Below are 23,950 nucleotides of genomic sequence, written 5' to 3' on the forward strand. Positions count from 1 at the left end.
CGCCGGCCACCGTGGCGCCCGACGCACCCGAGCAGGGAGCAGGGAGCAGGGAGCAGGAAGCGGCCCTCGAACGGAAGTTCGAGGGCCGCGTCGCGTCGACATGACGCGCCGCCACCGCGCTAGCGATCCGTGCCGATGTCGGCAACATAGTTTGCGATACTGAAGAATCGATAGTCGCTCAGCAGATCCGGCGCCGGGAACCCCTCCGGATGAATCCGCCCGTAAATCGGGCTATCGGGGCGCAGGCCGGCCAGCGTCAACGCGAGCGTGAATTCGTTGAACGGCGCCATGAACTGACGCGACACGAAATGCATGCCCCAGTTGAACACCGACGGAAGCTGCTCGGTGCGCAACCACGTGTCCGGCCCGCCCGGCGCACGCGCGCACAGATTCTCCGCCCACGGGCTATGTCCTTCCACGATCAGGAAGCCATGCTTCGCGTGGCGCTTCCAGCGGGTCAGGAAATCGATGAGATCCGCAGCCGCCACGTAACCGGGAACAAGGCCTTCCGCGTCGCTATACGCCACCTTGAACGCTCGCTTGATCTGGTCGAGCGTAACCGGCAACTCGGCCTGATCCGATACCGTCAGGGCGCCCGCATAGTACTGGTCGATCACCGCGCGCAGGCGTGCTCGGTCGACGGTGCGGAGATGGCGCTCGAGGATCGCTTCGGCGGCGTCCTTGCGCCGGATGCTCAACCGGCGGTTATGGACCAGGAACATGAAGGTATGCAACAGGTCGCTCAGTCGCGCCGGGCGCACGCTGCCGTCCGGCTGCTCGACGGTCAGGCCGCTTTCGGCGACGGCTTCGTCGTAGCGGTCGGGCTGGGAAATGTCGGCGGCGATCACGCGTACTTGCACGCCGGGGATGTCCTTCAGCGCAGACAGCGTGGCGGCGGCGCGGCCGCGCGCGGATTCGTTGTAGTCCGCGCCGATCACGAGCAGCGGATGGGTCGCGAGGTGCCGGCCGCGCCGCGTCGACGTAATGACGTATTCCGCCAGGCGCTTCAGCGCGCTGCCGTCGCCGCAGCCCATGTCGGCGATGCCGGCCGGCTGGCGATCCAGCAGCGTGTCGTCGAACAGCGCGCGCAGGATTTTCGTCGTGATTTCCTGCGATGCCGGCCCGGATCCGGCGCCGCTCGACGCGTACACGTTCATCACGCGATCGATGTGGCCGTCGCTATCGATATCGAGCGGATCGGGGTTGCGGAACAGGAGTTCGTCGAGCAGCGCATACGAACGCAGATAGGACGCGGGCAACCCCGCGTAAGGGGCGGCAATCGGCCGGTGAATCCGGCCCGACTCGGTGAGGCGCACCTTTTCCCGATCGATTTCCGCCATGCCGAACTTGCACATCAGCGCCCATGCCGCGTGCAGCACGACAGGATCGGCCTGTGTCCACGCGCCGACCGCGACCCCGTCGGGCTGCGCGTCGAGCTTGCCGAGGATGCCGGGCGCCGATTGCGCGTACTGGCCATCCGGCTGCCTGTCGAACACCGGCATATCGAGCGCGACCCAGGTCGGGCCGAGCAGCAGGCCGTCCATCGCCGTGCGCAGCTGTCCATTCACCTGGCGCTCCAGATCGGTGGCCGGGAGCGGAAGCTCCGGCCAGCCCGCCACGCAGATCCGCGCGAGCTGCGCATACAGCACGCTGTCGTTGGCCGCCACGCGCGTTCGATGACACAGGGCGTGCAGATGCTGGAGCACCGACGTGGCATTCGCCAGTTGCTCGAACAGCGGCCGGGTGCGCTCGACGCACGCGACGACATATTCACCGGCCGGGGTGAGCGCATATTCGGCGTCTTCGTCGCCGCGATCGAGGGTCAGCCAGCCGGCCAGGCTCAACAGGTTGAGGGCGCCCCACAGCACCCCCAGGTTACGGGTCGGGTCGGGCTGGCGGGATTCCGCGAACGCGCGCATCGCGCGGGGCGCGCCGGCCCGCAGGCCGCGGAACGCGCCGGCAAACACCAGACGCGCCAGCGTCGGCACCAGCACGATGCCGTTCGCCCAGTTGCAACTGCGCGTATAGGCCATCACGCGCTGAGCGTCGTGGCGGCCGATGCGCAGCGTGGCTGCATGCGTGTGTTGCTCGAGCTTGACCGGCAGTTCCATGTCGAGCACCTCGACGCCGATCGCGGTACCGGCCGACAGGCCGAGCAAGGTGCGCGTTTCGTCGGGATAGGCGTGGAGATAGTGTTCGAGTTGTCGGGCCAGCGCGGCGGTGGAATCACCAAGGTCGAATCGGGCGTGCATGTTGGACGGTCTCACAGGATCGAAGGTTGGGCTGCAATGGGTGAAGGTGCATCCGGATCGGCGTGCGCGACGGCAACCGCCGGCGCGGCGCCGTGCGTCCGGGGCGCGAGATGGGCGGCCAGCGCGCGAATGGACGGGTAGTCCCAGACCGCGGACGGATCGACGGTCACGCTGAACGCCTCGCTGAATACGAGCGTCATTTCGACGGCGAGGATCGAATCGAAGCCGATCTCGGCGAACGTCGACTCGCGCGTCAAGCGAAGCTTGCGGTGCTTGAGGCGCTCGCCCAGCCACGCGATGAGCCATTGTTCGACGGCATGAACCTGCTGGCGATCGAGCAGGCTCGCCGGTTCGCTCACGATCGGGGCTGAGGCCGAACCGGCGTCTTCGCCGGCTGGCGCGTCGGGCGCGCGGGAGGCCGGACGCGCGTCGGCATGGGCGTCCAGCAACGGATCGACGAGCTGGCTTGCGCCCGGGATCGTTTGCTCGATCGCGCCGATCTCGAACCCGGTGCGCGCTGCCCAGTCGTTCAACTCCACCGACGTGGACAGCGCAGCGCGCAGGCCGACTTGCCGTTGCGCCGCTTCGATCGCGCGTTCGTACTGGCTCTGCGCCCAGCGTAGCGCGCCGTCGCCGATGCGCTGCTGCGCAGCCGCGCGTTCGATCACCGCCAGCAGCAAGCCCCATTGCGCGACCGTGCCGAGCCAGTAATTGACCCAGACGTCGGCATGCGCGGCGCCGCCGAGTTTCGCCGCATTGGCGAGCCCGTCTTGCGACAGCTGTGCGCCCAGTTCGCGCAGCTCCGTGGCCAGCACGCCGGCGCCCAGCGCATGCTCCAGATAGCGCAGCAGATCGTCGCTTCCGTTGAGCAGGCGGCTGCCCAGATGAACCAGCAGCGTTTCGGTCGGCCCCTCGAAGATGCGGGTCAGGCGCGCGTCGCGGAAGATCTGCGGCGCGAGGTTGGTCTCGATGTAACCGCGGCCGCCCAGGAACTGCATCATCTCGTCGGCGGATTGAGACAGCAGCTCGGAGCCGAGAATCTTCGAAATCAGCAGGCAGTCTTCAGGCAGCACGACGCCGAGGTCCAGCTCGGTGGCGAGGTGCTCGACCAGCGCGTTGAGCCCGTCGATGCGGTCCCGCAGCTCGCCCAGGCGCAGGCGGCTCAGCGGGTTGTCCAGCAGGAGGCCGGTGCCGACCTGGCGCCGCGCCCCGTAGCGATGCATCAGCTGCGCACAGCGTTTCATTCCGCCCACGCAGACGGCCGCGATGCCGAGGCGCGCAATGTTCATCGCGTGCTGCGCCACGAACATCCCTTGCCCGATGTCGCCGAGCCGGTATGCGTCGCTGATGCGTGCCCGATCCAGATGCAGCGAATTCTGGATCATGCCGCGCACGCCCATCGTCAGCTCCTCGGCGCCGATCCGCACGCCTGGCGTGCCGGGGCGCACTGCCAATCCGACCATTCCGGTGCCGTCGGCCTGTTTCGCGAACACGTTGATGATCCCCGCCCACGCGGATGAGCCGCTCCAGCTCTTGTTGCCCGTGACCAGCCAGTCGCCGGACTCGATGCGCTGCGCGCGGGACGCGATCGCGCGCACATGCGAGCCCGCGGCCGGCTCCGTGATCGCGAATGCGGCGAGCATCCGGCCGCTCGCGAGGCTCGGCAGCAATTCCTCGCGCAATGGCGGCTGCGCATGCTGCATGATCGGCAGGATCCCGAGCGTGTTGTTCAAGGTGACGAAGAAAGCCAGCGTCGAATCGATCGCGGCCAGCTGCGCCAACACGCGCGACATGTCGCGCTGGCCGAGGCCGAGGCCGCCATGCGAACGATCGATCGGCATGCCGAGCAGGCCACGGTTCCCGAAATCGAGCACGATGTGCGGCGGAATGGTGCGGCGCTCGTCGATGGTGCGCGAATCGATTCGCGTGCGGGCGTAGTGCCTGAGCCAGTCGTTCAGTTCGTCGACGGTGGCGCTGGCATCGCGCCGGCGATCGTTGGCCGCCGGTTTGTCGACGACCGCTGCCGGGCGCGAGGGCTGCCGGTGATCGGGCGCGGGCGTCTCGACGCCGCCCTCGACGTCCCACTGCGCGAGGATCGTCAGCGCGCCGTCGTGCAGCTGCGTGCGGCACGTGCTGCGGCGCACCTTGCCGCTCGACGTTTTCGGTACGCTGCCGGGCGATACCAGCACGATCGCGCTCGGGCCGATGTCGAGGCGGTTCCAGATCGCCTGGCGAATCGCGTCGATGAAACTGTCGAGATTGCCCTTGCGCTGCGTGCGCTCGACTTCCGCCACGACGATCAGGCGCTCCGCGTCGACCTGGTCGTCCATGAAGGCCGCGCAACCGTTCGGCACGAGTTCCGGCACGCCGACGATCAGCGCGTACTCGATGTCTTCCGAGTAGTAGTTGCGGCCGGCCAGGATCACCATGTCCTTGAGCCGGCCGGTGACGTACAGTTCGTTATCCAGAATGAAGCCGAGATCGCCGGTGCGCATGAATGCCTGATCCCGGTCGCCGGCCAGCGTGTGCCGGAAGGTCGAATGCGTCTGCTCGTCCAGACGCCAGTAGCCGGCGGCGATGCTCGGGCCGGCCACGCAGATTTCGCCGATGGTCCGATCGTCGCAACGCGCATTGGTCTCCAGGTCGCGCACGATCACCTGTTGTTCGCCGTCGGTGCGGCCCACGCCGACCAGCACCCGTTCGCCCGGGCGGTCCAGCGGCTGCGGCGACACGCCCTGGAATTCGCTGCGCAACACGACGGATTGCCGCTGGAGCGCGGCCTGATCGACGCACAGCGTGCGGATCGGATGCCGCTCCGTGCGGCCGGCGACGTACAGCGTGCCCTCCGCCAGCCCGTAGCACGGCAGGAAACCGTCGGCGGCGAAGCCCGCGGCGGCGAAGCGCTGCGCAAAATCCGTCAGGGTGCTGGCGCGCACCGACTCGGCGCCGTTATAGGCGACCCGCAGGCACGACAAGTCGAGCGTTGCCAGCTGTTCGTCGGAGATCCGCCGGCAGCACATCCGGTACGCGAAATCCGGCGCGCCCGTCAGGTCCGCACGGTACTGGCTGATCGCACGCAACCACAGGTACGGATGCTGGATGAAGCGTTCCGGGGCCATCAGCACACTCCGGAAGCCGCCGTAGAGCGACGTCAGGATCACGCTGATCAGGCCCATGTCGTGGTACGGCGGCAGCCAGCTGACGATCGTGCTTGCCTCGTCATAGGCGAGCCATTCGCGCATCAGCCCCAGGTTATGCATCAGGTTGCCGTGCGACACCATCACGCCCTTGGGGCTGCCGGTGGTTCCCGACGTGTATTGCAGAAAGGCGATGTGGGACGGCTGTACGTCGGCGGGCGCATCGACGGGTTCCAGCACCTGCGCGCCGCCGACGTCGAGCAGCGTGCTGCCGGATGCGTCGGTATCGGCGAGCCAGGTCGTGCAGCGCGCGTGGTCATCGGCCGAGCACAGGATCGTGTTGGCGCCTGCGTTCTCGACGATGCCGGCGATCCGCACCATGTGCTGCCGGTTGCGCGGCGGGTAGGCGGGCACCGCGATCGCGCCCGCATACAGGCACCCCATGAAGGCGCTGACGTAATCGAGCCCCGGCCGGCACAGCAGCAGCACGCGGTCCCCGATCTCGACCGCGTTCTGCCGCAGCAGTGCGGCGACCTGGCGGGCGCGTACGTCGAGCGCCGCGAAGGTCATCGATTCGGCCTGTTCCTGCTCGGGCGGCCCGCTCAGGAACACGTAGGCGGTTTTGTCGCCGAGGGTGGCGGCGCGGTTCTGAAGCAATTCGCTGAGCGTGGTCGGCAAGGTCGCAGTGGTCATGATGTCGTCGGAAGAGGAATGAAAACAGCGAGCAGCGGCCTGACGCCGGGCGGCGCCCATGCGTTGCTGCGGCGGGAATCCGAAGGAGGCTATTCGGCGCGATGGAACAGATCGATCATGTGCATCATGCTTTTGAGATGCAGGAAATGCGGCACCACCTTTTCGCTTCTTGCCGCGTAACGGGCAGTCCAGTGGTGGGCCAGTTCCTGCGTGGCGGCGGCATTGCCGCGAACCGCGCGCGCGTCGGCCTCGCGTGCATCGAGGCATGCGCGTGCTTGCCGCGCGGCCGATCGGGCGAGCGCACCGGCGAGGATGCCGTGGTGCCCCAATGCAAGCCGCGGCGCGTGTAGCTGCTCGATGACGCCCAGCGAGTGCCGATAGGCAAACAGGTCCTGAAAGACCAGCGGCAGCCAGTGGCTGGCGCCGTGAAACTCGCCGAGCGCATCCGACACGAAACCGATGTCCAGCTGCGGGCAGTAGTAGCCGAACTGGCAACGGCTGTGGCCCGGCAGCGCGATCGTGCGAATCTGCATCCCGCCGCCGATGTCGAGCTGCGTGCCCGGATTGACCGGGTAGAACGGCAGGTCGGACAGCTCGGTGAAGTCGACACCGACGGCGGGCGCCCACGACCGGGACGCGTGCGCGTCGAGCTGACGGATGGTGCGGCAGGCCGACGGGCTCTGGAACGCATCGAACGCGTCGGGCGAACCGGATACATGGAGCCACGGCATGCGCGACTTGAGCGTCATTAGCAGGCTGCAATGGTCATAGTGCGAGTGGGTGATCAGCCAGTAGCGCAAATGCCGGATGCCGCCGAAGTCCCGCAGCAGATCGTGAAGCTGCTGCCACACGAGTTCCGTCATGCCGCTCAGGCCGCCCTCGATCAGCGTCGCGGCCTCGTCGTTGACGATCACGTACAGCGGCACGTCAGCCGTGCCGACGAGGGCCAGCCGCGGCTCGATCCACCCCGGGGTAGCGTTCAGCATGTCGTTCAGCTCCGATAGAGCGCACAGGCCCAGGTCGCGCCCGCGCCGTAGGTCACGAAGAGGTTGAGCTGCCCGGCCGGCATGCGGCCTTGCTCGCGCGCGATGGCAAGCGCGACCGGAAACGCCGCGCTTGCCATGTTGCCCAGCTGATCGACGGAGATCATGCAGCGCTCGCGGGGCAGCCCGAGCCGCTCGATGACCGCGTCGAGGATGCGCAGGTTCGGCTGATGCGGCACGACCAGGCCGATATCACCGATCGTCAGCCGGTGCTTGTCGAGCATCTGCCGGCACGCGTCGACGATGCGCCGCGTGGCGTCTTCGAACATGGGCCCGCCTTTCATCCGGAAGTAATGCCGGCCGGCCGCGAGGTCGTCTTCGTCGATGAAGCGGGGGCGTCGCGCGCCGGGCGCTTCGGTGCTGAGCAGGTCGAACTGGGTGCCGTCGGCGCCGAGCGTCAGGTCGATCAGCCCGTGCGCCGGGTGGTCCGTCGCTTGCAGCAGCAGCGCGGCGGCGCCGTCGCTCAGCAGGATCGACAGATTCCGGCCGGCATTGCTGGTGTCGATCCGCCGCGACAGGGCTTCGGCGCAGATCAGCAGCACGTTGCGATACAGGCCGCTCGCGAGGAAATGGCGCGCGATCTCGACCCCGTAGAGCCCGCCGCTGCATTGCGCGCGGATATCGAAGCACGGGATTTCCCGCAAGCCGAGCCGGGGCTGGATGTAGCATGCCTGCGACGGATCGTGATGATCCGGCGACAGCGTATTGACGATCAGCAGGTCGACGTCGTGCGCAGTGACGCCGGCGTCGGCCATCGCCCGTTCCGCAGCCGGGCACGCGAGATCCGCCAGATCCTGATCGGGGGCGAGATAGCGTCGCGCGACGACGCCGGTGCGTTCGCGGATGAACGCGTCGCTGGTGTCGATCATGCCGGCGACTTCGTCGTTGCTGACGATCCGCTCCGGCAGCGCATGGCCCATCCCGGCGATAACGAGTCTGGTGGTCATGCCTGCGCCTCCTGCTCGGTGACGGCGGCGACGGTTTCGCCCGCATCGGTCACGACGGTTTCGCCCCAGCGCCACAATTGCGCGCCGAAGCCCCAGCCGGCGCCCGCGCCGGCAATCACGACCAACGATCCCGGCCGGATCACGCCTTCGCGGATCGACTCGAACAATGCAAATGGCACGGCGGCCGATACGAGGCACGCACAATCGGCCACGCGAATCACGTATTGGTCGGGCTTGAGCCCGAGCCGCTGGGCCCATGCGCGCACGAGCAGCGCCGACGGCTGATGGAACACCATCGCATCGACGTCGGCGATGCCTGTTCCGCTCCGCTGCAACAGCCGCTCAACGATATCGGGAATGGCCACCGGCATGAAGCGCGAGATCGCCTCCTGCGCTTCGGGCTTGAGCGTGAAATACACGCCGAACGGGTTGTCGGCGTCGGTTGCCGCGTTGTCGTCTGCCGCGGCCCGGGCGTTGCGCCACTGCATCGTCACGAGGTCGTAGTGCGTTGCATCGCTGCGATACGCGGCATCCAGCCAGTCGGCACCGCCGGGATCGGCCGGCTCGGCGACGAGCACGGCCGCGGCCGCACCATCGCCGAAGTTCGTCGACGATTTGCTGGTGTAGTCGACTACCGCCGACATGCGCTCCGACGAGCACACCAGCGCGCGTTTCACCCGCCCCTGCTTGATGAGGTTGGTGGCGAGCTGCAGTTGCAGCACGAAGCTCGCGCATTCCATCTCGACATCGGCGTCGAGCGCGCGCGTGGCGCCGAGCCGGTCGCGCAGCGCGCGCGACAGCCGCGGCGCGAAACGGCGCCGGCCGTCGGCGAGCGAGACGAACGGCGACGTCATGTTGAACAGCACCAGATCGAGTTCGGCGGCCTCCACGCCGGCACGGGCGAGTGCGTCGCGCGCCGTGCGCTCGGCCAGCGCAAGCTCGGATTCGCCGGCATCGGGATCGATCATGTAGCGCGATTCGATGCCCCAGAATTGCCACCATTCCGACGGAATGGGCTCGACGTCCGCGAACACGGGATCGTCGTTGGGGACCTGGCGTGCCGGCAGGCGGCACGCGAGACTTGCGATTCGGACGTTGTGCACCATCAGACCTCCATCGTGCTGCAGGCGATGCGCGGCCTGAACGGATCCAGCGTCATGGCGACCACCGACCGTTCATCCTCACGCAACGACATCGAATGTGCGACGCGGGACGTGAGCCACGCGGGCAGCTGGAACGGGTTCGGGATATCCGTCGAACCGGCGACGACATCGACGTGGAAATCGCGACCCACGCCGGTGGCGATCGACGGCCATCCGCTCAACCACGATTCGCAAAACAGCGTGGCGGCGCGCCGGTCGATGCGGCTCTGCGCCGCGTCGACCATCGCGCGCACCGCGCTGGCCGCATTGGCCGGTTCGGCGTCGAAGCGACCGGTTGCGTGATCGAACCGGCTCTCGAAGCGGGCCAGCGACAGGAGGCCGTTCACGCGCCGGGCGGGCAGTGCATCGAGCGTCGCGAACGGGGGTGAATCGAGGTCCGCGTAGCGGCTCGCATCGACGCGGTCCTGGCCGGCAGGCGTCAGGACGATCGCCCCCGCACCGTCGGCGAAGCCGCTCGTGGCCACCTGTTCGACGTCCGCGAGCGCCTCCGCGCGAACGACGAGCGCGCGTCGATAGCCGAGCTGTTTGCAATGGCTTTGCGCGAGATCGAGTGCGAGCGTCCAGTCCGCGTCGAGCAGATCGAACACGGCCGCATGTCGCGCACGCAGGTCGCGCTGCACCGAGTGCGCCAGCCGCGGCCCGGCGATCGTCGGCGCGTCCGCCATCCGGCTGGGAGAAATCGACAGGCTGACGATCAGGTCCAGTTCCGACGGCAGGCAACCGGCTTGCTGCAGCGCCTGCCTGGCTGCCTTGATCGCGTAATCGTTGGCGCAGGATTGCGCGGTGATCGCGGGGTCCGGAATGGCCACCGCGGCGCCGAGAATTTTCATAAGGCGTGCTCGTTGAGGACTGCTTGATTCAGGGGATGCGTCACGCCATGACCCGCCTGCCGGAGCACGGCACGCCGCAATTTGCCCGATTCGTTGCGTGGCAAACCGCCGGCGTGATAGGTCACGCGATGCGGACATTTGTACGGCGCAATCACGTTCTTGACGTGCTGCTGCAGCTGCGTCGTCAATGCGTCCGAGCCGCCGACGCCCGGTCGCAGCACCACATGCGCGCAAATGAGCGTGCCGCCCCATTCGTCGATCTGTCCGACGACGCCGCATTCGGCGATATCGGGATGGCGCAGCAGCGCCTGCTCCACTTCGCCGGGAGACACCGTGTAGCCTGAGCTGATGATCATGTCGTCCGCGCGCGCCTGATAGAACAGATAACCTTCCTCGTCCAGGTAGGCGCTGTCGCCCGTCAGGTTCCAGCCGTGCTTCACGTAGTCGCGTTGCCGCGCGTCATTCAGGTAGCGGCACCCGGTCGGCCCCTGCACGGCCAGGTAGCCGATTTCGTAGGGCGGCAGGCATTGGCCGTGCTCATCCAGGACGGCAAGGCGGTAACCGGGCACCGCCTTGCCGATTGCGCCGTCCTTCGTGCCGGTGTCGCCGGTCGACGCGAAGATGTGCAGCATCTCGGTCGACCCGATGCCGTCGATCAGGTGCAGGCCGGTGCGCTCCCGCCATGCGTCGCGTGTCCAGGACGGGAGCGCTTCACCCGCCGACACGCATTTGCGCAGGGACGACAGGTCATGCGTGTCGAGATGGTCGAGCATGGCCCGATAGGCCGCCGGCGCCGTAAACAGGATGCTGACCCGATGCCGGTCGATGGCGGCCAGCAGCCGCTCCGGGCTCGCTTTCGGCAACAGCACGACGCTTGCGCCGACACTGATCGGAAACAGCAGCAGCGCGCCGAGGCCGAACGTGAACGCGAGCGGTGGCGACCCGCAGAAGACGTCATCGGCCGTGGGCCGGAGCACATGCTGCGGAAAGCAGTGGCAGGCCGCCATCACGTCGCGATGAAAATGGACGGTGGCCTTCGGTTCCCCGGTCGTCCCCGACGTGAACGCGATGAGGCAAGGATCGTCCGCGCGCGTGTCGGCTGCCGCGAATACCGCTGAATAACCGCCGAGCCAGTGCGCGTGCGGATGCGTGTCATCCGTTTCGTAGTACCGAACGTCGCCGCGCCACTGAATGCGCGCCATCGCCGTGTCGAGCTCGGTCGACAGCCCGGCTTCGCAGATGACGTGCGTGACCCGGGCTCGCCCGATGATGGTCGACAGTTCGCCGGCGCGCAGCTTCGGCATCGTCGCGACGGCCACGCCGCCGGCCTTGACCACGCCAAACCACGCGGCGGCCAGCATCGGGTGATTGGCGCCGTGCAGCAGCACCCGATTGCCGGCCACCAGGCCCGCATCGCGGACCAGCATGTTGGCGATCCGGTTGCCGGCGTCGCGCAACTCGCGATACGACCACGTGATGCCCGACTCGGTCCTGATCGCAACGCGATCGCCCCAGCCCCGTTCCTCGACTGCGGTATCCAGCAGCGCGGCGGCGCAATTGAGAAACGGCGGAAACTGCAGCCCCGGCAACTCGAAGACAAACGCCGGCCAATCTTCGGCAGGGGGCAGGTTCGCGCGGCAAAAGTCGTCCATCGTCAGCGCTCGCAAGAGTGTGAGTTTGAAGTCCGCGATAGCGGTACGGCGCCGGCCGGGCCATAGGATCGGGCCCGTCCCGCGCAACCTGAATCGCGATGCCAAAGAAGCGTGGTCGGGGCGGCAGGCACCTGTCGCCGCGCGACGCACGGAGAGCCCGGTCAATCACATGATGGCTTGCCGGTTTTTATGGATTTATTCCATCTCATTCGATTTTCAAAATAAACAATAATCGATCGATTTAATGCGGATTGCTTGGGGTTGGAAATTCGCCGATCGATTTGGTGGGTTTAAAAACGTGCCGTAAGCTTAGCGGAAGTAAAATTGAAAAGTAAATGGCCAAATGGATGGATGGTTGGAATTATTGATTGAAATCGATTCCATTAAGCATCGGCATTTGATTGAGTTAATCGATTTCGGTTAATCATCTCGCGATTTGTTGACTCCGGTGGAATCTGGCTGCCGGATTGCTGAATAAAGCATCGCGACGTTCACCGGGGCGAAACGAGCGTTGCGTCACGAAGCGGATTGCTTCGCGCGAAAGACGAAAGACCCGCGCTCCCGGGAGCAGCGGGTTATCGAGTCGGTTTGGGTGGGAAATCAGGGGAGGCGGGCGCCGGGGTCTCGGGTTGCGCCCATATGGATTTGCGTAATTGTATTAACGAATATTTTGTTTCAAGTGCGAAATCGGAATGCCGCGGTTCGAGGATTCGAACACATCCTAGCTGTCGAGCACCGATAAATCTTCCGGCAATGTCCGTTTGAACATCGCGAGAATCCTGCGCGCCGCCTTCGGCGGCAGCTCGATCGCATGCCGCACCGCTGCAGCGATCAACACCATCGTCAATTCCGAGAATGCGGCCAACTGCGCGTCGGGTACCGCCGGCGCGAGATCCCGCAACGCACCGGTCAATAGCCCGGCCAGAAACACGCCGTCCGCCCGGTCGAGTTCCTGCAGCGCGCGGTCGGCTTGCGTGGCCCGCCAGATGTCCCGCATCAGCGGCTCGTCGACGAACATCTGGTAGTAGCTGTCGGTGATGCGGCACAGCGTGCCGTGCAGATCCTCGATCCGCTTCATCTTCGCCAGGTCGCGCCGCACGCAGTCGTGCCCGACTGCGTTGTAGCGTTCCGCGAGCGTGCCGATCACGGCTGCCTTGTCCGGAAAGTACTGATACAGCGAACCGAACGAGATGCCCGTGCGCTCGACGATGTCGCTCATCCGGAACGCGTCGCAGCCTTTCTCGATCATGACTTCCGACGCGCACGCGAGGATGCGTTCGAACCGCTCGCGGCTGCGCTGCTGCGTCGGTACCAGCCGCGCGCGCGCCGGCGCGTCCGCTGCCACCGCTTCAGGCTCGTCGTTCTGCCCCGATTTTTGTCGGCCCATGCCGCCTCCAGAAAAACTTGACGTTGCTAATGCGAGAGTCTATCGTGTTTTTGAAACGCGAGACATTCTCGTATTTTGACCCAAGGAGACACACATGTCGGCACTTCCCATCCTCATCGTCGGCGGTTCGGGCAAGACGGGCGCCCGTGTCGATGCGCGGCTGCGCGCACGCGGCATCGCTACCCGGCCCGTGTCGCGCACGTCGGCCGTCCGCTTCGACTGGACGGCGCCCGCGACCTGGCCCGCCGCGCTCGACGGCGTGTCGGCCGCGTATGTGACCTACCAGCCCGACCTCGCCGTCGACGGCGCGGTGGACGCGATCGCCGCATTCGCGCGGCTCGCCCGTGACAGCGGCGTCGAACGTGTGGTGCTGCTGTCGGGGCGCGGCGAGCCACGCGCGCAGGCGGCCGAGGCCGCGCTGCAGGCGTCAGGTGTGGGCTGGGGCGTGGTGCGCGCGAGCTGGTTCAACCAGAACTTCTCCGAGGGTTACCTGATCGACGGCGTGCTGGCCGGCGAGGTCGCGCTGCCGGCCGGTGCGGTGCGCGAGCCGTTCGTCGATGCGGACGACATCGCGGACGTGGCCGTGGCCGCGCTCACCGATGCACGGTTCGCGAACCGTGTGATCGAGGTGACGGGCCCGCGTGCGCTGACGTTCGCCGAAGCGGTCGGTGAAATCGCGCGGGCTGCCGGCCGGCCGATCGCGTATCGCGAGATTCCGCCGGACGCGTTCGTCGCGGCGCTGCGCGAGGTTGGCGTGCCGGAGCCGGTCGTCGCACTGCTCGACGAACTGTTCGGCGTGGTGCTCGACGGGCGCAACAGCGCGGTGATGCACGGCATCGAGGAGACGCTCGGGCGGCCCGCGCGCGATTTCTCCGACTATGCGCGTGCGACGGCCGCGACCGGCGTGTGGAGCGCATGACCATGATCGCGCTCGTGACTTCCGCGTTGCTGTGGGGTTCGGCCATCGGCTGCGGGCTGATGGCCGGCGTGTACTTCGCGTTCTCGACGTTCGTGATGACGTCGCTCGCACGGATCGCGCCGCATGCCGGCGTGGCCGCGATGAATGCGATCAACGTCGACATCGTGCGCTCGCCGTTCATGCCGCTGTTCCTCGGCACGACGCTGATGGCGCTCGCGCTGGTCGTGATCGCGCTGTTCGATCGCGACCAGCCGGGCGCGATGGCGGCGGTCGCGGGCGGCGTGCTCTACGTGTTCGGCATGTTCGCGGTGACGATGGCCGTCAACGTGCCGCTCAACGATGCGCTGGCCGCGGCCGATCCGCTCACGACGCACGGCGCGGCGCTGTGGACGCGCTACGTGCACGACTGGACGATGTGGAATCACGTGCGCACGGTGGCGTCGGCGGCCGCGTGCGTGTTTTTCATCGCGGGGATTGCGGCGCGGTAGCGGTGCCGTCGCGCCGAACACGCGCTACGCATAAAACGCCGACGGCGACACGCCGAAATGCCGCTTGAACATCGCGGAGAACGCGCTCTGGCTGCTGTAGCCGTGATCCATCGCGACGGTCAGCACTTTCTCGCCGTGCGCCAGGCGCTTGAGCGCGAGCAGCAGCCGCGCCTGCTCGCGCCAGCGGCGGAAGCTGAGCCCCGTCTCGCGGCGGAATGCGCGATGCAGCGTGCGCACCGACAGGCCGAGCACGTCGGCCCACTCGGCGATCGTGCGCAGGTCGTCGGGCGTGGCGACGAGCGTGTCGCAGATCGTCCGCAGGCGCGCGTCGTGCGGCCACGGCAGGTACAGCGGCAACAGCGGCGCGACCGTCACCTCGGCGAGCAGCAGGTGCATCAGGTGATCGTGGCGCGAGCCCGGTGCGTAGTCGAGCGGTACGTCCACCGCGGCGAGGATCAGCTCGCGCAGCAGCGGATGCACTTCCACGACGCAACTCCGTGCGGGCAGGTGCTCGACCGCGCCGGGCTCGACGAACACGGTACGCATCTGCACGTCGCCGCTCATCTGCACCGTATGGTCGAGGCCGGCTTCGAGCCACACGCCGCGCGTTGGCGGCACGACCCACGACGCGCCTTCGGATTGCACGTGCATCACGCCCTCGATCGCATAGAGCAGTTGCGCGCGGCGGTGGCGATGCGGCTCGATGCACGTGCCGTGCGCGTACGTCGCCGCCATCGCCGACACGGGCATCGGCGTCGATTCGTAGCGCAGGTGCGCGAAGGGTGGGGTGGACTCGATTGTCCGATTGGCGATAAGTCCTGACATTTTGGCGTGAGACAGGCAGTTGGGCGGGCGGGCACGATGGCGTTCCGATGCACGCCAGATCCCTGTCACGATATTAATCCGTCAAACGCGATGAACAAGTCTCCTTTTCTGTTTCCCTTCTGCGCGATCGCGCTGTGGGCCGGCAACGTCGTCGTGTCGAAGCTGTCGGCATCGACGATTGACCCGTCGGCGATCACGTTCTACCGGCTGCTGCTCGCCGTCGCGCTGATGAGCGTGTTCACGTTGCGCCCGGCGTGGCGCAATCGCGCGGCGCTCGTCGCGCACCTGCCGAAGCTCGCGGTGCTCGGCTTCCTCGCGATGGCGCTGTTCCAGAGTCTGTCCTACGAGGCCGCGAAAACGACGAGTGCGACCAACATGGCGATCATCACCGCGCTGGTGCCGCTGATGACGATGGCGCTCAGCTCGCTGCTGCTCGGCGATCCGCCGGGCGCGGGCATGGTGGCCGGCGGCATGCTGTCGCTCGCGGGCGTCGTGTACCTGATCGCCGAAGGGCACCCGACCGCGATCGCCGCGCGCGGCGTGCATGCGGGCGACCTGCTGATGCTGGCCGCGTCGGCCGCGTATGCGCTCTACGGCGTGCTGCTCAAGCGCTGGCGCATCGGTGCGCTGCCGGCGTGGCAGTCGACCTACGTGCAGGCGCTCGCCGCGCTCGTGTTCATGGTGCCGATGTTGCTGCGGCTGCCCGCGCAAGCCGCATGGCCGACGCGCGCGAGCGTGCCGCTGATCCTGTACGCCGGCGTGCTGGCGTCGGTGGTGCTGCCCTATCTGTGGATGCAGGGCGTGCGGCTGCTCGGCCCGAGCCGCTGCGCGATGTTCATGAACCTGCTGCCCGTGATGACGGCCGGCGGCGCGATCGTGCTGCTCGGCGAATCGCTGCGGCTTTATCACCTGATCGGCGGGGGCGTTGCGCTGCTCGGCGTGGCGCTCGCGCAGCGGTTCCCGTTTCAGGCGAGCGCGTCGCAGGGCGCTCGGCAATGAGCGGCGATCGCGACGTGCAGGACCTGATTGCCGCGCTGCCGGATGGGCGCGCACCCGTTGCCGTGTCGTCGCTCGCGCGTCAGCTCGAACGGATCGCGGTGGCGCTCGAAGCGATGGCGCACACCGGGCGGCCGGCGGCCGTCGATTTCGAGGCGGCCGTTGCGTTTCGCTGGCGCGGCTTTGGCGGCGCTCATCACGCGGCACCGCTCGAGCCGATCCCGTCGCCCGCGCTCGTCGCGTTCGACGCGCTGCGCAACGTCGGCCGGCAGGCGGCGATCGTCGAACGGAACACGCGGCAGTTCGTGCGCGGGTTCGCGGCCAATCACGTGCTGCTGACCGGCGCGCGCGGCACCGGCAAGTCGTCGATCGTGAAGGCGTGCCTGCACGCGTTCGCGGCACACGGGTTGCGGCTGATCGAGGTCAGCAAGGAAGGGCTGAACGACCTGCCGGCGATCGTCGAGCTGGTGCGCGCGCGGCCCGAGCGCTATATCGTGTTTTGCGACGACCTGTCGTTCGAGGCGGGCGAGACCGGCTACAAGGGGCTAAAGACCGTGCTCGACGGATCGGTCGCGAGCGACCTGTCGAACGTGCTGGTGTACGCGACGTCCAATCGCCGCCACCTGATGCCCGAGCACGCGAGCGACAACGCGAACGTGTCCCGTGCGGAGAATGGCGAGCTGCATCCCGGCGATGCGGTCGAGGAGCGGATCTCGCTGTCGGAGCGCTTCGGGATCTGGGTCACGTTCTACGGCTTCACGCAGGACGAATACCTGGCCGTCGTCGACAGCCGCCTCGGTGCGGCAGGTTTCGACGTCGAGCAGATCCGTGCGGCGCGCGAGCCCGCGCTGCAATGGGCGCTCGAGCGCGGCGCGCGCTCTGGCCGCATCGCCGTGCAGTTCGCGCGCGATTACGCGGGGCGGTTTGTCGAAGAAGACGACGCGGCCGAACGCGAACCCGTGCGGCGGACGGGCTGAGCGCCGCGCTACAGCCGCCGCTCGGACAACACGCGGAACGCAACGTCAGTCACGACCCAACGCATCGTCCTGATGCTGCCCCGGGCCGGATCAGGTCAGAGATCGCTGGCGACCCGGGCGACGAACGCGGCGATGGCCGTGTCGTTGCGGGCGACGAAGATCCACTGCCCGACCGGCGTCGCGACGATCAGGCCCGCGTCGCGCAGCAGCGCGATGTGGGCCGAGACGGTCGATTGCGATAACCCGCTGCGCGCCACGATCGACGCGAGCGGTACGCCGTGGCACGAGTGGAGCCGCGCCGCGCGCGGGAACGTGTCCGGTGAGTCCGGCGCCTTCAGCCAGCGCAGCACGTCCCGTCGAAACGGATGCGCGAGCGCCTTATGAATGAGGTCGAGGTCGGTCATCGCGCACGCCGGATCAGCGCCGCCCCATGCAGCGATGCACGAGCGCGGCGGCGAGCCCGGCCGCGATGCCGAACGCGACCACGCCATGCCAGCCGAAGCGGGCCATCAGCGCGCCGCTGACGGTTGCGCCGAGCGCGCCGCCGACGAAGGTCGCGGTCATGTAGAGGCTGTTGATGCGGCCCTGCGCCTTCGGATCGGCGGCAAACGCGCGCGTCTGGTTCGCGACCAGCCCGGCCTGCACGCCGATGTCGAGCACCACCACGCCGATCACGAGCAGCGCGAACGAGCTGCCGGCGCCGGCCAGAATCAGGTAGGAGACCGTCACGATCGCGATGCCCAGGCCGATCACGCGCCGCGTGCCGATCCGGTCCGACGCCCGGCCGCCGATCGTGGCGGCCAGCGCGCCCGCCGCGCCGATCAGGCCGAAGCCGCCGGCCCACGCGCTGCCGAGGTGCCAGGGCCCGTCGGCGAGCAGCGCCGCGAGATTGACCCAGAACGCATTGAAGGCGGCCCACAGCAGCGCCTGCACGATCATCGATTCGCGGATCGGGCGATGCGCGCGCGCCAGCGTCCACAGCGACGCGAGCAGCCGGCCATAGGACAGCGTCGTGCTCGGCACGCCACGCGGCAGCAGCCACGCGGCGGCGATGCCCACCGGCACCATCGCGGCGGCCTCGACGCCATACACCGCGCGCCAGCCATAGTGCGCGGCGATCAGGCCGCTGACCGCGCGGCCGAGCAGGATCCCGACCATGATGCCGGTGACCACCGTGCCGACATTGCGACCACGTTCGGTGGGCGCCGACATCACGGCCGCGAACGGCACCAGTTGCTGGGGCACGCAGCTGACCACCCCGAGCCCGAATGCGGCACCGACCAGCGCCCACACACCCGGCGCGAACGAGGACGCCACCGCGAACGCGAAGGCCAGTGCGATCTGGCCCAGTACCAGCTTGCGCCGATCGTAGCGGTCGCCGAGCGGCAGCAGCAGCGCCAGCCCGGTCGCGAAGCCGAGCAGCGCCGCGCCGGCCACCAGGTCGGCCGTCGCCGGGTCGGCCTGCAGGTCCTGCGCGATCAGCGGCAGGATCGGTTGCGTGCAGTAGATGTTGGTCACCACCGCGCCGGCGATGGCGGCCATCGCGACGATCTTGCCGCGCGAGGCGGTGGCGGGCGGCGCGACAGCCGCGACGGGCGGCATGCCGGATGCAAGGGGCAATTCGTTCATGGCGGGTTCCTTTCGTGGCGATCCGTTTTTGCCGGCAGCGGATGCTGTCGGCGGGATGACCTGGAAGCAGCCTACCGCCTTGCACTGGTAAAGATAATCCAGCATAATTTGGAATCATCTTTCCAAAATTCGAGAGGCAACATGAACCGCCTCGAGTCGATGTCCCTGCTGGTGGCGGTGATCGATGCCGGCAGCATGTCGGCCGCCGCGCGCCAGCTCGGCATTCCGCTGGCGACCGTGAGCCGCAAGATCTCGGACCTCGAGACCTACCTGAATACGCGGCTGCTGCATCGCACGACCCGGCAACTGTCGCTGACCGAGGCCGGCGAGTCGTATGTCGCCGGTTGCCGGCGCATCCTCGACGACATCGCGGAAACCGAGCGCGCCGCCACCGGCGAATACGCGGCGCCGCGCGGCGAGTTGATCGTCACCGCGCCGATCGTGTTCGGGCGCCTGCATATCGTGCCGGTGGTGGCCGCGTTCCTCGCCCACTATCCGGAGATCGACGTGCGGCTGGTGCTGACGGACCGCGTGACCCATCTGATGGAAGAACAGATCGACGTCGCGCTTCGGATCGGCGAGTTGCCCGACAGCACCTTTATGGCCACGCGTGTCGGTAGCGTGCGCCGTGTGATCTGCGCGAGTCCCGCCTACCTCGCGGCACATGGCGCGCCCGAAGCGCCCGGCGATCTGGCGCAGCATCAATGCATTACCTTCGAGGTGCTGGCGTCGCGTCGCGCGTGGGTGTTCGACGGCGAGAAGGGCGAACTGACGGTGCCCGTCCACTCACGCTTTGCCGTGAATACGGCCGAAGCGGCCATCGACGCCGCCGTGCTCGGCGTGGGGCTGATCCGCGTGCTGTCGTATCAGGTCGCGCAGGCACTGCGCGATCGGACGCTGGACGTGGTGCTCGACGCGTTCGAATCGCAGCCGCAGCCGGTCAGCCTGGTGCACAAGGGGCAGGCGCCGATGCCGCTGAAGTTGCGCGCGTTTCTCGATTTCGTCGCGCCACGGCTGCGTGAGCGTATTGCGGGGCTCACGACCGGCTGATGGCCTGATTCGGGACCGCGTACCGGCTAGGATCTGTTGTCACGATCGGTGTGCCCGAAAGCCTGCCTCCCCGTCTGCGCGCGCAGGACACGCTCCATTGCCGAGCGCAGCTTGTCGCTCGGCACCGGCTTGTGCAGCAGCATGAAGCCGCCGTGCTTCGACCGGCCGGGCCGGCGCGCCGTCGTGTCGCCGGTGATCAGCATCGCCGGAATGGCCGTGTTGTATTCGTCGCGCAGCCGCGAGATCGCACCGATTCCGTTCTCGTCGCCGTGCAGGTGCAGATCGCAGATCAGCAAGGTCGGGCGTACGTCGTCCGACGCCAGGCGTGCGATCGCCTCGCTTGCCGACGCGGTCGCGACGACCCGGTAGCCCCATTGCGCGAGCAGGATCGACATCCCGGTGCGGATGGCCGATTCGTCGTCGATCACGACCACGAGGTGGGCGGCCGCCGCGGCCGCGTCGACGGCGATCTCGTCCGCAACGGCGCCGGGCGGCTGGGCGGTCGCCGGCATTCGCGCGACCTGCAGTTCGAAGCACGAGCCCCGCCCGGGCGCGGAGCGCAGCATCAGCGGGCAATCAAGCAATTCGGCCAGGCGTCGCACGATTGCCAGCCCGAGGCCCATGCCCTGTTCGTGCCCGCGGCCGTGATGGGTCAACTGATAGTAGTCGTCGAACACGCGGTCCTGCTGATCGGCCGGGATGCCGCGCCCGGTGTCGATGACTTGCACGCGCACGTGCGTGCGGGTGCGCCGGCAGCCGACGACGATGCGTCCGGTGTCGGTATAGCGCACCGCGTTCGACAGCAGGTTGCGCACGATACGCTCGAGCAGTACCGGATCGGAGTCGATGACGACGGTGCTGCGCACGTACGTCAGTTGCAACCCCTTCGCATGCGCGTCGACGGCCACGTCGCTGCACACGCGCTCCAGCATCGTGTCGATCGCGAACGGTCGGCGATGCACGGGCACGACGCCCGCGTCGAGCCGCGAGATGTCCAGGATCGCGGTGAACAGTTCGTCCATCGCATTGACCGACTGGTTGATGCGCTCGACGAGCAGCGCACCGTCGGCGGGCATCTGAACGTGCCGCAACGCGCCGACGAACAGGCTGAGCGCATGGACGGGCTGGCGGAGGTCGTGGCTCGCGGCCGCGAGAAAGCGCGATTTGACGTGCGAGGCCTCGGTGGCGAGATCCTTCTGCAGACGGAAGTTTTCGGCGAGTTGCGCGGCGCGCAGGCGCTCGCGTTCGGCGATCCGCTGCGCGTCGATCAGCTGGAGCTGCATTTCGATCTGGTCGCGGAATTCCTCGACGAGCCGGATGTACCGTTCCGAATACGCATTTTCCTTGCAGTCGAGCACGCAAATCGTGCCGAACGTCGTGCGGTCGGGCCAGTGGATCGGCAGGCCGAGATACGAGACCATGTTGACGCGCAGGTCCGGGTTGTCGTGCCATTGCGCCGATTGCCGCGCATCGGGCACGACCAGCGAGCGGTCGCTCTCGATCACCGCCTCGCAATAGAGCCCCGAGCCGGACAGCTCGGCCGATTCGCCCTGATAGAACGGATTGGTTTCGTTGCGGCTGGCCACCACCACCTGGATGTCCTTGCCGACATGACGCATGATCAGCCCGGCCGGGACGCCGACGATATCCGCCATCAGATCGACGAGGCGTTGCCATCGCTCGATCACGTCCGCGGCGAGATCGAACGGGCCGTCAGGGTCGGTCGGCGCATCGGGCGGTGCGTGACCGTCCGTGGGGCGAGACGTGGAGGCCATCTGCGATCCCGCTGGCGATGAGAATGAAGAAAATCTAGGCGATTCGCGTCGGGTTGGCAATTCGCGCGGCGCACCTCCCGCGCCAACGGGCCGGTTCGACCGGTGCGACGCAGGCAGGCGATCAGATCAGCCCGGCCTTCCTGCCGGCGGCGGCCGCCTGGGTCCGGTTGATCACGTTCAGTGCCTTGAAGATCGCGGTGATATGCGCCTTGACGGTTTTTTCGGACAAGCCGAGCTTGTCCGCGATGACCTTGTTCGGCACGCCTTCCGCAAGATAGCGGAGTACTTCGATCTGGCGTTGCGTCAACGTCGAGTCGCGTAACGCGGGTGGCGGGCTCGTCGCGCCGTCCGGGGGCGGCGCAGCCTGCTCGTCGAGCAGGAGCGGCGGGACGTAACGTTCACCGTTGAGTGCGATCCGGATGGCGGACAGCAGCGTGCGCGGGCCGGCGGACTTCGGGACGTAGCCCATTGCGCCCTGCGCGAACGCGTTGCGCACCGCGCTCAGATCCTCCGACGAAGACAGCACGATGACGGGCAGGCCCGGGCGCATCCGCGCGAACACGGCGAGCGCTTCGAGCCCGTTCATGCCGTGCAGTTTCAGGTCGAGCACGATGGCGTCGAGGTCGGTGTGCTGGTCGAGCATCCGCACCGCGTCATCCGCATTGCCCGCCTGAACGACGACCGTGTTGCTGTCCTCCTGACGGAGCAGCATTTCCACGCCGTCCCGCAGGATCGCGTGATCGTCGACGATCAGAATTTTCATTGGGGTGATGAAAGGTGGGACGGCCGATGCTGATTCGGTCTGAGCGAACCGGATTGTACAAGACGAAAGTCTTAATACTAAAGTCTCATTTGTCCTCTATTTATCCTGCATTTGTCTTGCGCCTAACGTCGCGTTTACATTCGACGGGATATCGCCGAGACTCAATCGTGACGGTTTGCAATGCAGGCCGTTACGGGGGCGCTGCGCGAGGCACCGCGCGCATTGCCGCGACGCGGTCTGCGACGCCTGAGGCCACGCCAGAATTGAATCGCAGCCCCATGCATGCGCGCGCTGTGAATCGTTCTGGAATGTCCGGTTTCGATATTTCGTACTGCCAGAAGAACATAACGATCCGTAATAAGAATTTTATCGGCACGCATTTTGACGACGACTCATTGACCCTGGCCGTGCATTAATCGAGGTGAACGATGAAGCTTGTCAACGACAGTGACGCAATGTGGGAATTGAACATGTCGTATCTGTGCCTGGCGCAGCGGCTGTTGCAGTCGGATCGCGCGATCGGCATGTTCCGTCTGGGTGTGAGCGCCGACGTCGCCGCCGCGCTGGCGGCGTTGTCGGTGAAGCACATGAACGATCTCGCGTCGGCGGGACAGCTCATCTGCGCGTTGCGGCCGAGCCGGCACGGCGTGATATCGGCGCTGACCCGTGCGACACCGCCGGTCGACATCGTGCGTCTCCATACCGCGCTGGCGCTGGCGGGTCTCGCGCTACCCGACGAGGCCGCATCATGAACGATCCTGTCAGGCGGCACGACCTCGTGGACGATGCGCAACGCACGATGCAGGCGGTGGCGCTGATCCGGCTCGGCGCGCGGCTCCAGATGCTGGAAATCGAGTGCGCGCTGCCGTACGACCGTCTCGCGCGTCTTTACCGGGAGGTGCGCGGTGTCGCGGCGCCGAAAGGGATGCTGCCGTCGTCGACGGACTGGTACATGACGTGGCTCGCGAATCTTCACGCATCGCTGTTCCATGGCATCTATCGTTTCCTGCGCAACGACGCGGGCTGCTCCCGGCTCGAGGCACTCGTCAAGAGCTACACGCTATACGCCGAGCACGGTGGTGCGGCCGACATTGCGCTGCCGCTCGACTTGACGCGGGCCTGGATGCTCGTGCGCTTCATCGACGGCGGCGTGCTCGACCTCGCGCCATGCGCGCGTTGCGGCGCGTCGTTCGTCACGTATCGCTACGCGTTGCGGCGCCATACGGTCTGTGTTGCGTGCCGGCTGCCGGCACGCGCCGGCAAGCGTGCGGTCGACGCGCCGCCGCGTGTCGACCCCGTCGCGCCCTGCGCGACGCGGCAGGACGCGCGCGCGACGATCATATCCCGCTGCAAGGGCGGCACGGTCGCGACGCGCGGGTGCGGGGCGGGCGGTTGGCGGGGAGAACGCGATGCCGGTTAGCGGA

The 23,950-nt window shown here is 67.4% G+C and carries 20 protein-coding genes; 7 read left to right on the forward strand and 13 right to left on the reverse strand.

Features of this window, described 5'->3' with window-relative positions; translation table 11 throughout:
* Nucleotides 1-119: 119 nt before the first annotated feature.
* The 8 genes from ACTRWB_RS32370 to ACTRWB_RS32405 form a co-directional block, all read right to left on the reverse strand.
* Nucleotides 120-2,252 (reverse strand): class I SAM-dependent methyltransferase, encoded by a 2,133-nt coding sequence (locus ACTRWB_RS32370; protein WP_446904280.1) that lies wholly within the window; start codon nt 2,250-2,252, stop codon nt 120-122.
* A gap of 11 nt (nt 2,253-2,263) precedes the next feature.
* On the reverse strand, nt 2,264-6,082 hold the full coding sequence (locus ACTRWB_RS32375; RefSeq protein ID WP_446904281.1) for an AMP-binding protein: 3,819 nt from the start codon (nt 6,080-6,082) through the stop codon (nt 2,264-2,266).
* An 89-nt stretch (nt 6,083-6,171) separates the two neighbouring features.
* The gene (locus ACTRWB_RS32380; RefSeq protein WP_446904282.1) at nt 6,172-7,068 is read right to left on the reverse strand and encodes an MBL fold metallo-hydrolase; all 897 of its coding nucleotides are present in this window, start codon (nt 7,066-7,068) and stop codon (nt 6,172-6,174) included.
* A 5-nt stretch (nt 7,069-7,073) separates the two neighbouring features.
* Nucleotides 7,074-8,072 carry a beta-ketoacyl-ACP synthase 3 gene (locus ACTRWB_RS32385; RefSeq protein ID WP_446904283.1) on the reverse strand — a complete coding sequence of 333 codons (999 nt, stop codon included), beginning with the start codon at nt 8,070-8,072 and terminating at the stop codon, nt 7,074-7,076.
* Entirely contained in the window at nt 8,069-9,178 is a 1,110-nt protein-coding gene (locus ACTRWB_RS32390) for a 3-oxoacyl-ACP synthase III family protein (protein WP_446904284.1), read from the reverse strand. The genes ACTRWB_RS32385 and ACTRWB_RS32390 overlap by 4 nt, the downstream gene beginning before the upstream one ends.
* Complete coding sequence (locus ACTRWB_RS32395) at nt 9,178-10,065, reverse strand: hypothetical protein (protein WP_446904285.1); 888 nt, start codon at nt 10,063-10,065, stop codon at nt 9,178-9,180. Before ACTRWB_RS32395 ends, ACTRWB_RS32390 begins: the two co-directional genes overlap by 1 nt.
* Complete coding sequence (locus ACTRWB_RS32400) at nt 10,062-11,717, reverse strand: AMP-binding protein (RefSeq protein WP_446904374.1); 1,656 nt, start codon at nt 11,715-11,717, stop codon at nt 10,062-10,064. Before ACTRWB_RS32400 ends, ACTRWB_RS32395 begins: the two co-directional genes overlap by 4 nt.
* Nucleotides 11,718-12,438: 721 nt before the next feature.
* Entirely contained in the window at nt 12,439-13,104 is a 666-nt protein-coding gene (locus ACTRWB_RS32405) for a TetR family transcriptional regulator (protein ID WP_446904286.1), read from the reverse strand.
* Between the two features lie 94 nt (nt 13,105-13,198).
* Between ACTRWB_RS32405 and ACTRWB_RS32410 the strand changes: the two genes are divergently transcribed.
* On the forward strand, nt 13,199-14,023 hold the full coding sequence (locus ACTRWB_RS32410; RefSeq protein WP_446904287.1) for an NmrA family transcriptional regulator: 825 nt from the start codon (nt 13,199-13,201) through the stop codon (nt 14,021-14,023).
* 2 nt (nt 14,024-14,025) lie between these two features.
* Complete coding sequence (locus ACTRWB_RS32415) at nt 14,026-14,511, forward strand: anthrone oxygenase family protein (protein ID WP_193102969.1); 486 nt, start codon at nt 14,026-14,028, stop codon at nt 14,509-14,511.
* Between the two features lie 24 nt (nt 14,512-14,535).
* On the opposite strand, the gene ACTRWB_RS32420 is transcribed toward ACTRWB_RS32415, so the two are convergent.
* Nucleotides 14,536-15,336 carry an AraC family transcriptional regulator gene (locus tag ACTRWB_RS32420; RefSeq protein WP_446904288.1) on the reverse strand — a complete coding sequence of 267 codons (801 nt, stop codon included), beginning with the start codon at nt 15,334-15,336 and terminating at the stop codon, nt 14,536-14,538.
* A gap of 90 nt (nt 15,337-15,426) precedes the next feature.
* On the opposite strand from ACTRWB_RS32420, the gene ACTRWB_RS32425 reads away from it, so the two are divergent.
* Nucleotides 15,427-16,335, forward strand: coding sequence for a DMT family transporter (locus tag ACTRWB_RS32425; protein WP_446904289.1), 909 nt, complete (start codon nt 15,427-15,429; stop codon nt 16,333-16,335).
* Nucleotides 16,332-17,309 (forward strand): ATP-binding protein, encoded by a 978-nt coding sequence (locus tag ACTRWB_RS32430; RefSeq protein ID WP_446904290.1) that lies wholly within the window; start codon nt 16,332-16,334, stop codon nt 17,307-17,309. Before ACTRWB_RS32425 ends, ACTRWB_RS32430 begins: the two co-directional genes overlap by 4 nt.
* A 95-nt stretch (nt 17,310-17,404) precedes the next feature.
* Here ACTRWB_RS32430 and ACTRWB_RS32435 read toward each other — a convergent pair whose 3' ends face one another.
* Both ACTRWB_RS32435 and ACTRWB_RS32440 read right to left on the reverse strand, forming a co-directional pair.
* Nucleotides 17,405-17,713 (reverse strand): ArsR/SmtB family transcription factor, encoded by a 309-nt coding sequence (locus ACTRWB_RS32435; protein WP_446904291.1) that lies wholly within the window; start codon nt 17,711-17,713, stop codon nt 17,405-17,407.
* 13 nt (nt 17,714-17,726) lie between these two features.
* Entirely contained in the window at nt 17,727-18,938 is a 1,212-nt protein-coding gene (locus ACTRWB_RS32440) for an MFS transporter (RefSeq protein ID WP_446904292.1), read from the reverse strand.
* 141 nt (nt 18,939-19,079) lie between these two features.
* On the opposite strand from ACTRWB_RS32440, the gene ACTRWB_RS32445 reads away from it, so the two are divergent.
* A complete protein-coding gene (locus tag ACTRWB_RS32445; RefSeq protein ID WP_446904293.1) occupies nt 19,080-19,988 on the forward strand; it encodes a LysR family transcriptional regulator in 909 nt (302 codons plus the stop codon).
* 26 nt (nt 19,989-20,014) lie between these two features.
* Here ACTRWB_RS32445 and ACTRWB_RS32450 read toward each other — a convergent pair whose 3' ends face one another.
* Nucleotides 20,015-21,823, reverse strand: a complete 1,809-nt coding sequence (locus tag ACTRWB_RS32450) for a hybrid sensor histidine kinase/response regulator (RefSeq protein ID WP_446904294.1) — start codon at nt 21,821-21,823, stop codon at nt 20,015-20,017.
* A gap of 61 nt (nt 21,824-21,884) precedes the next feature.
* The gene (locus ACTRWB_RS32455) at nt 21,885-22,526 is read right to left on the reverse strand and encodes a response regulator (protein ID WP_193102961.1); all 642 of its coding nucleotides are present in this window, start codon (nt 22,524-22,526) and stop codon (nt 21,885-21,887) included.
* 428 nt (nt 22,527-22,954) lie between these two features.
* Here ACTRWB_RS32455 and ACTRWB_RS32460 point away from each other — a divergent pair, with 428 nt between their 5' ends.
* Together ACTRWB_RS32460 and ACTRWB_RS32465 are read left to right on the forward strand one after the other, a co-directional pair.
* Entirely contained in the window at nt 22,955-23,278 is a 324-nt protein-coding gene (locus ACTRWB_RS32460; RefSeq protein WP_129517877.1) for a flagellar transcriptional regulator FlhD, read from the forward strand.
* On the forward strand, nt 23,275-23,946 hold the full coding sequence (locus tag ACTRWB_RS32465) for a FlhC family transcriptional regulator (protein ID WP_446904295.1): 672 nt from the start codon (nt 23,275-23,277) through the stop codon (nt 23,944-23,946). Before ACTRWB_RS32460 ends, ACTRWB_RS32465 begins: the two co-directional genes overlap by 4 nt.
* Nucleotides 23,947-23,950 lie beyond the last annotated feature (4 nt).

The sequence above is a fragment of the Burkholderia sp. YIM B11467 genome, assembly GCF_052952715.1.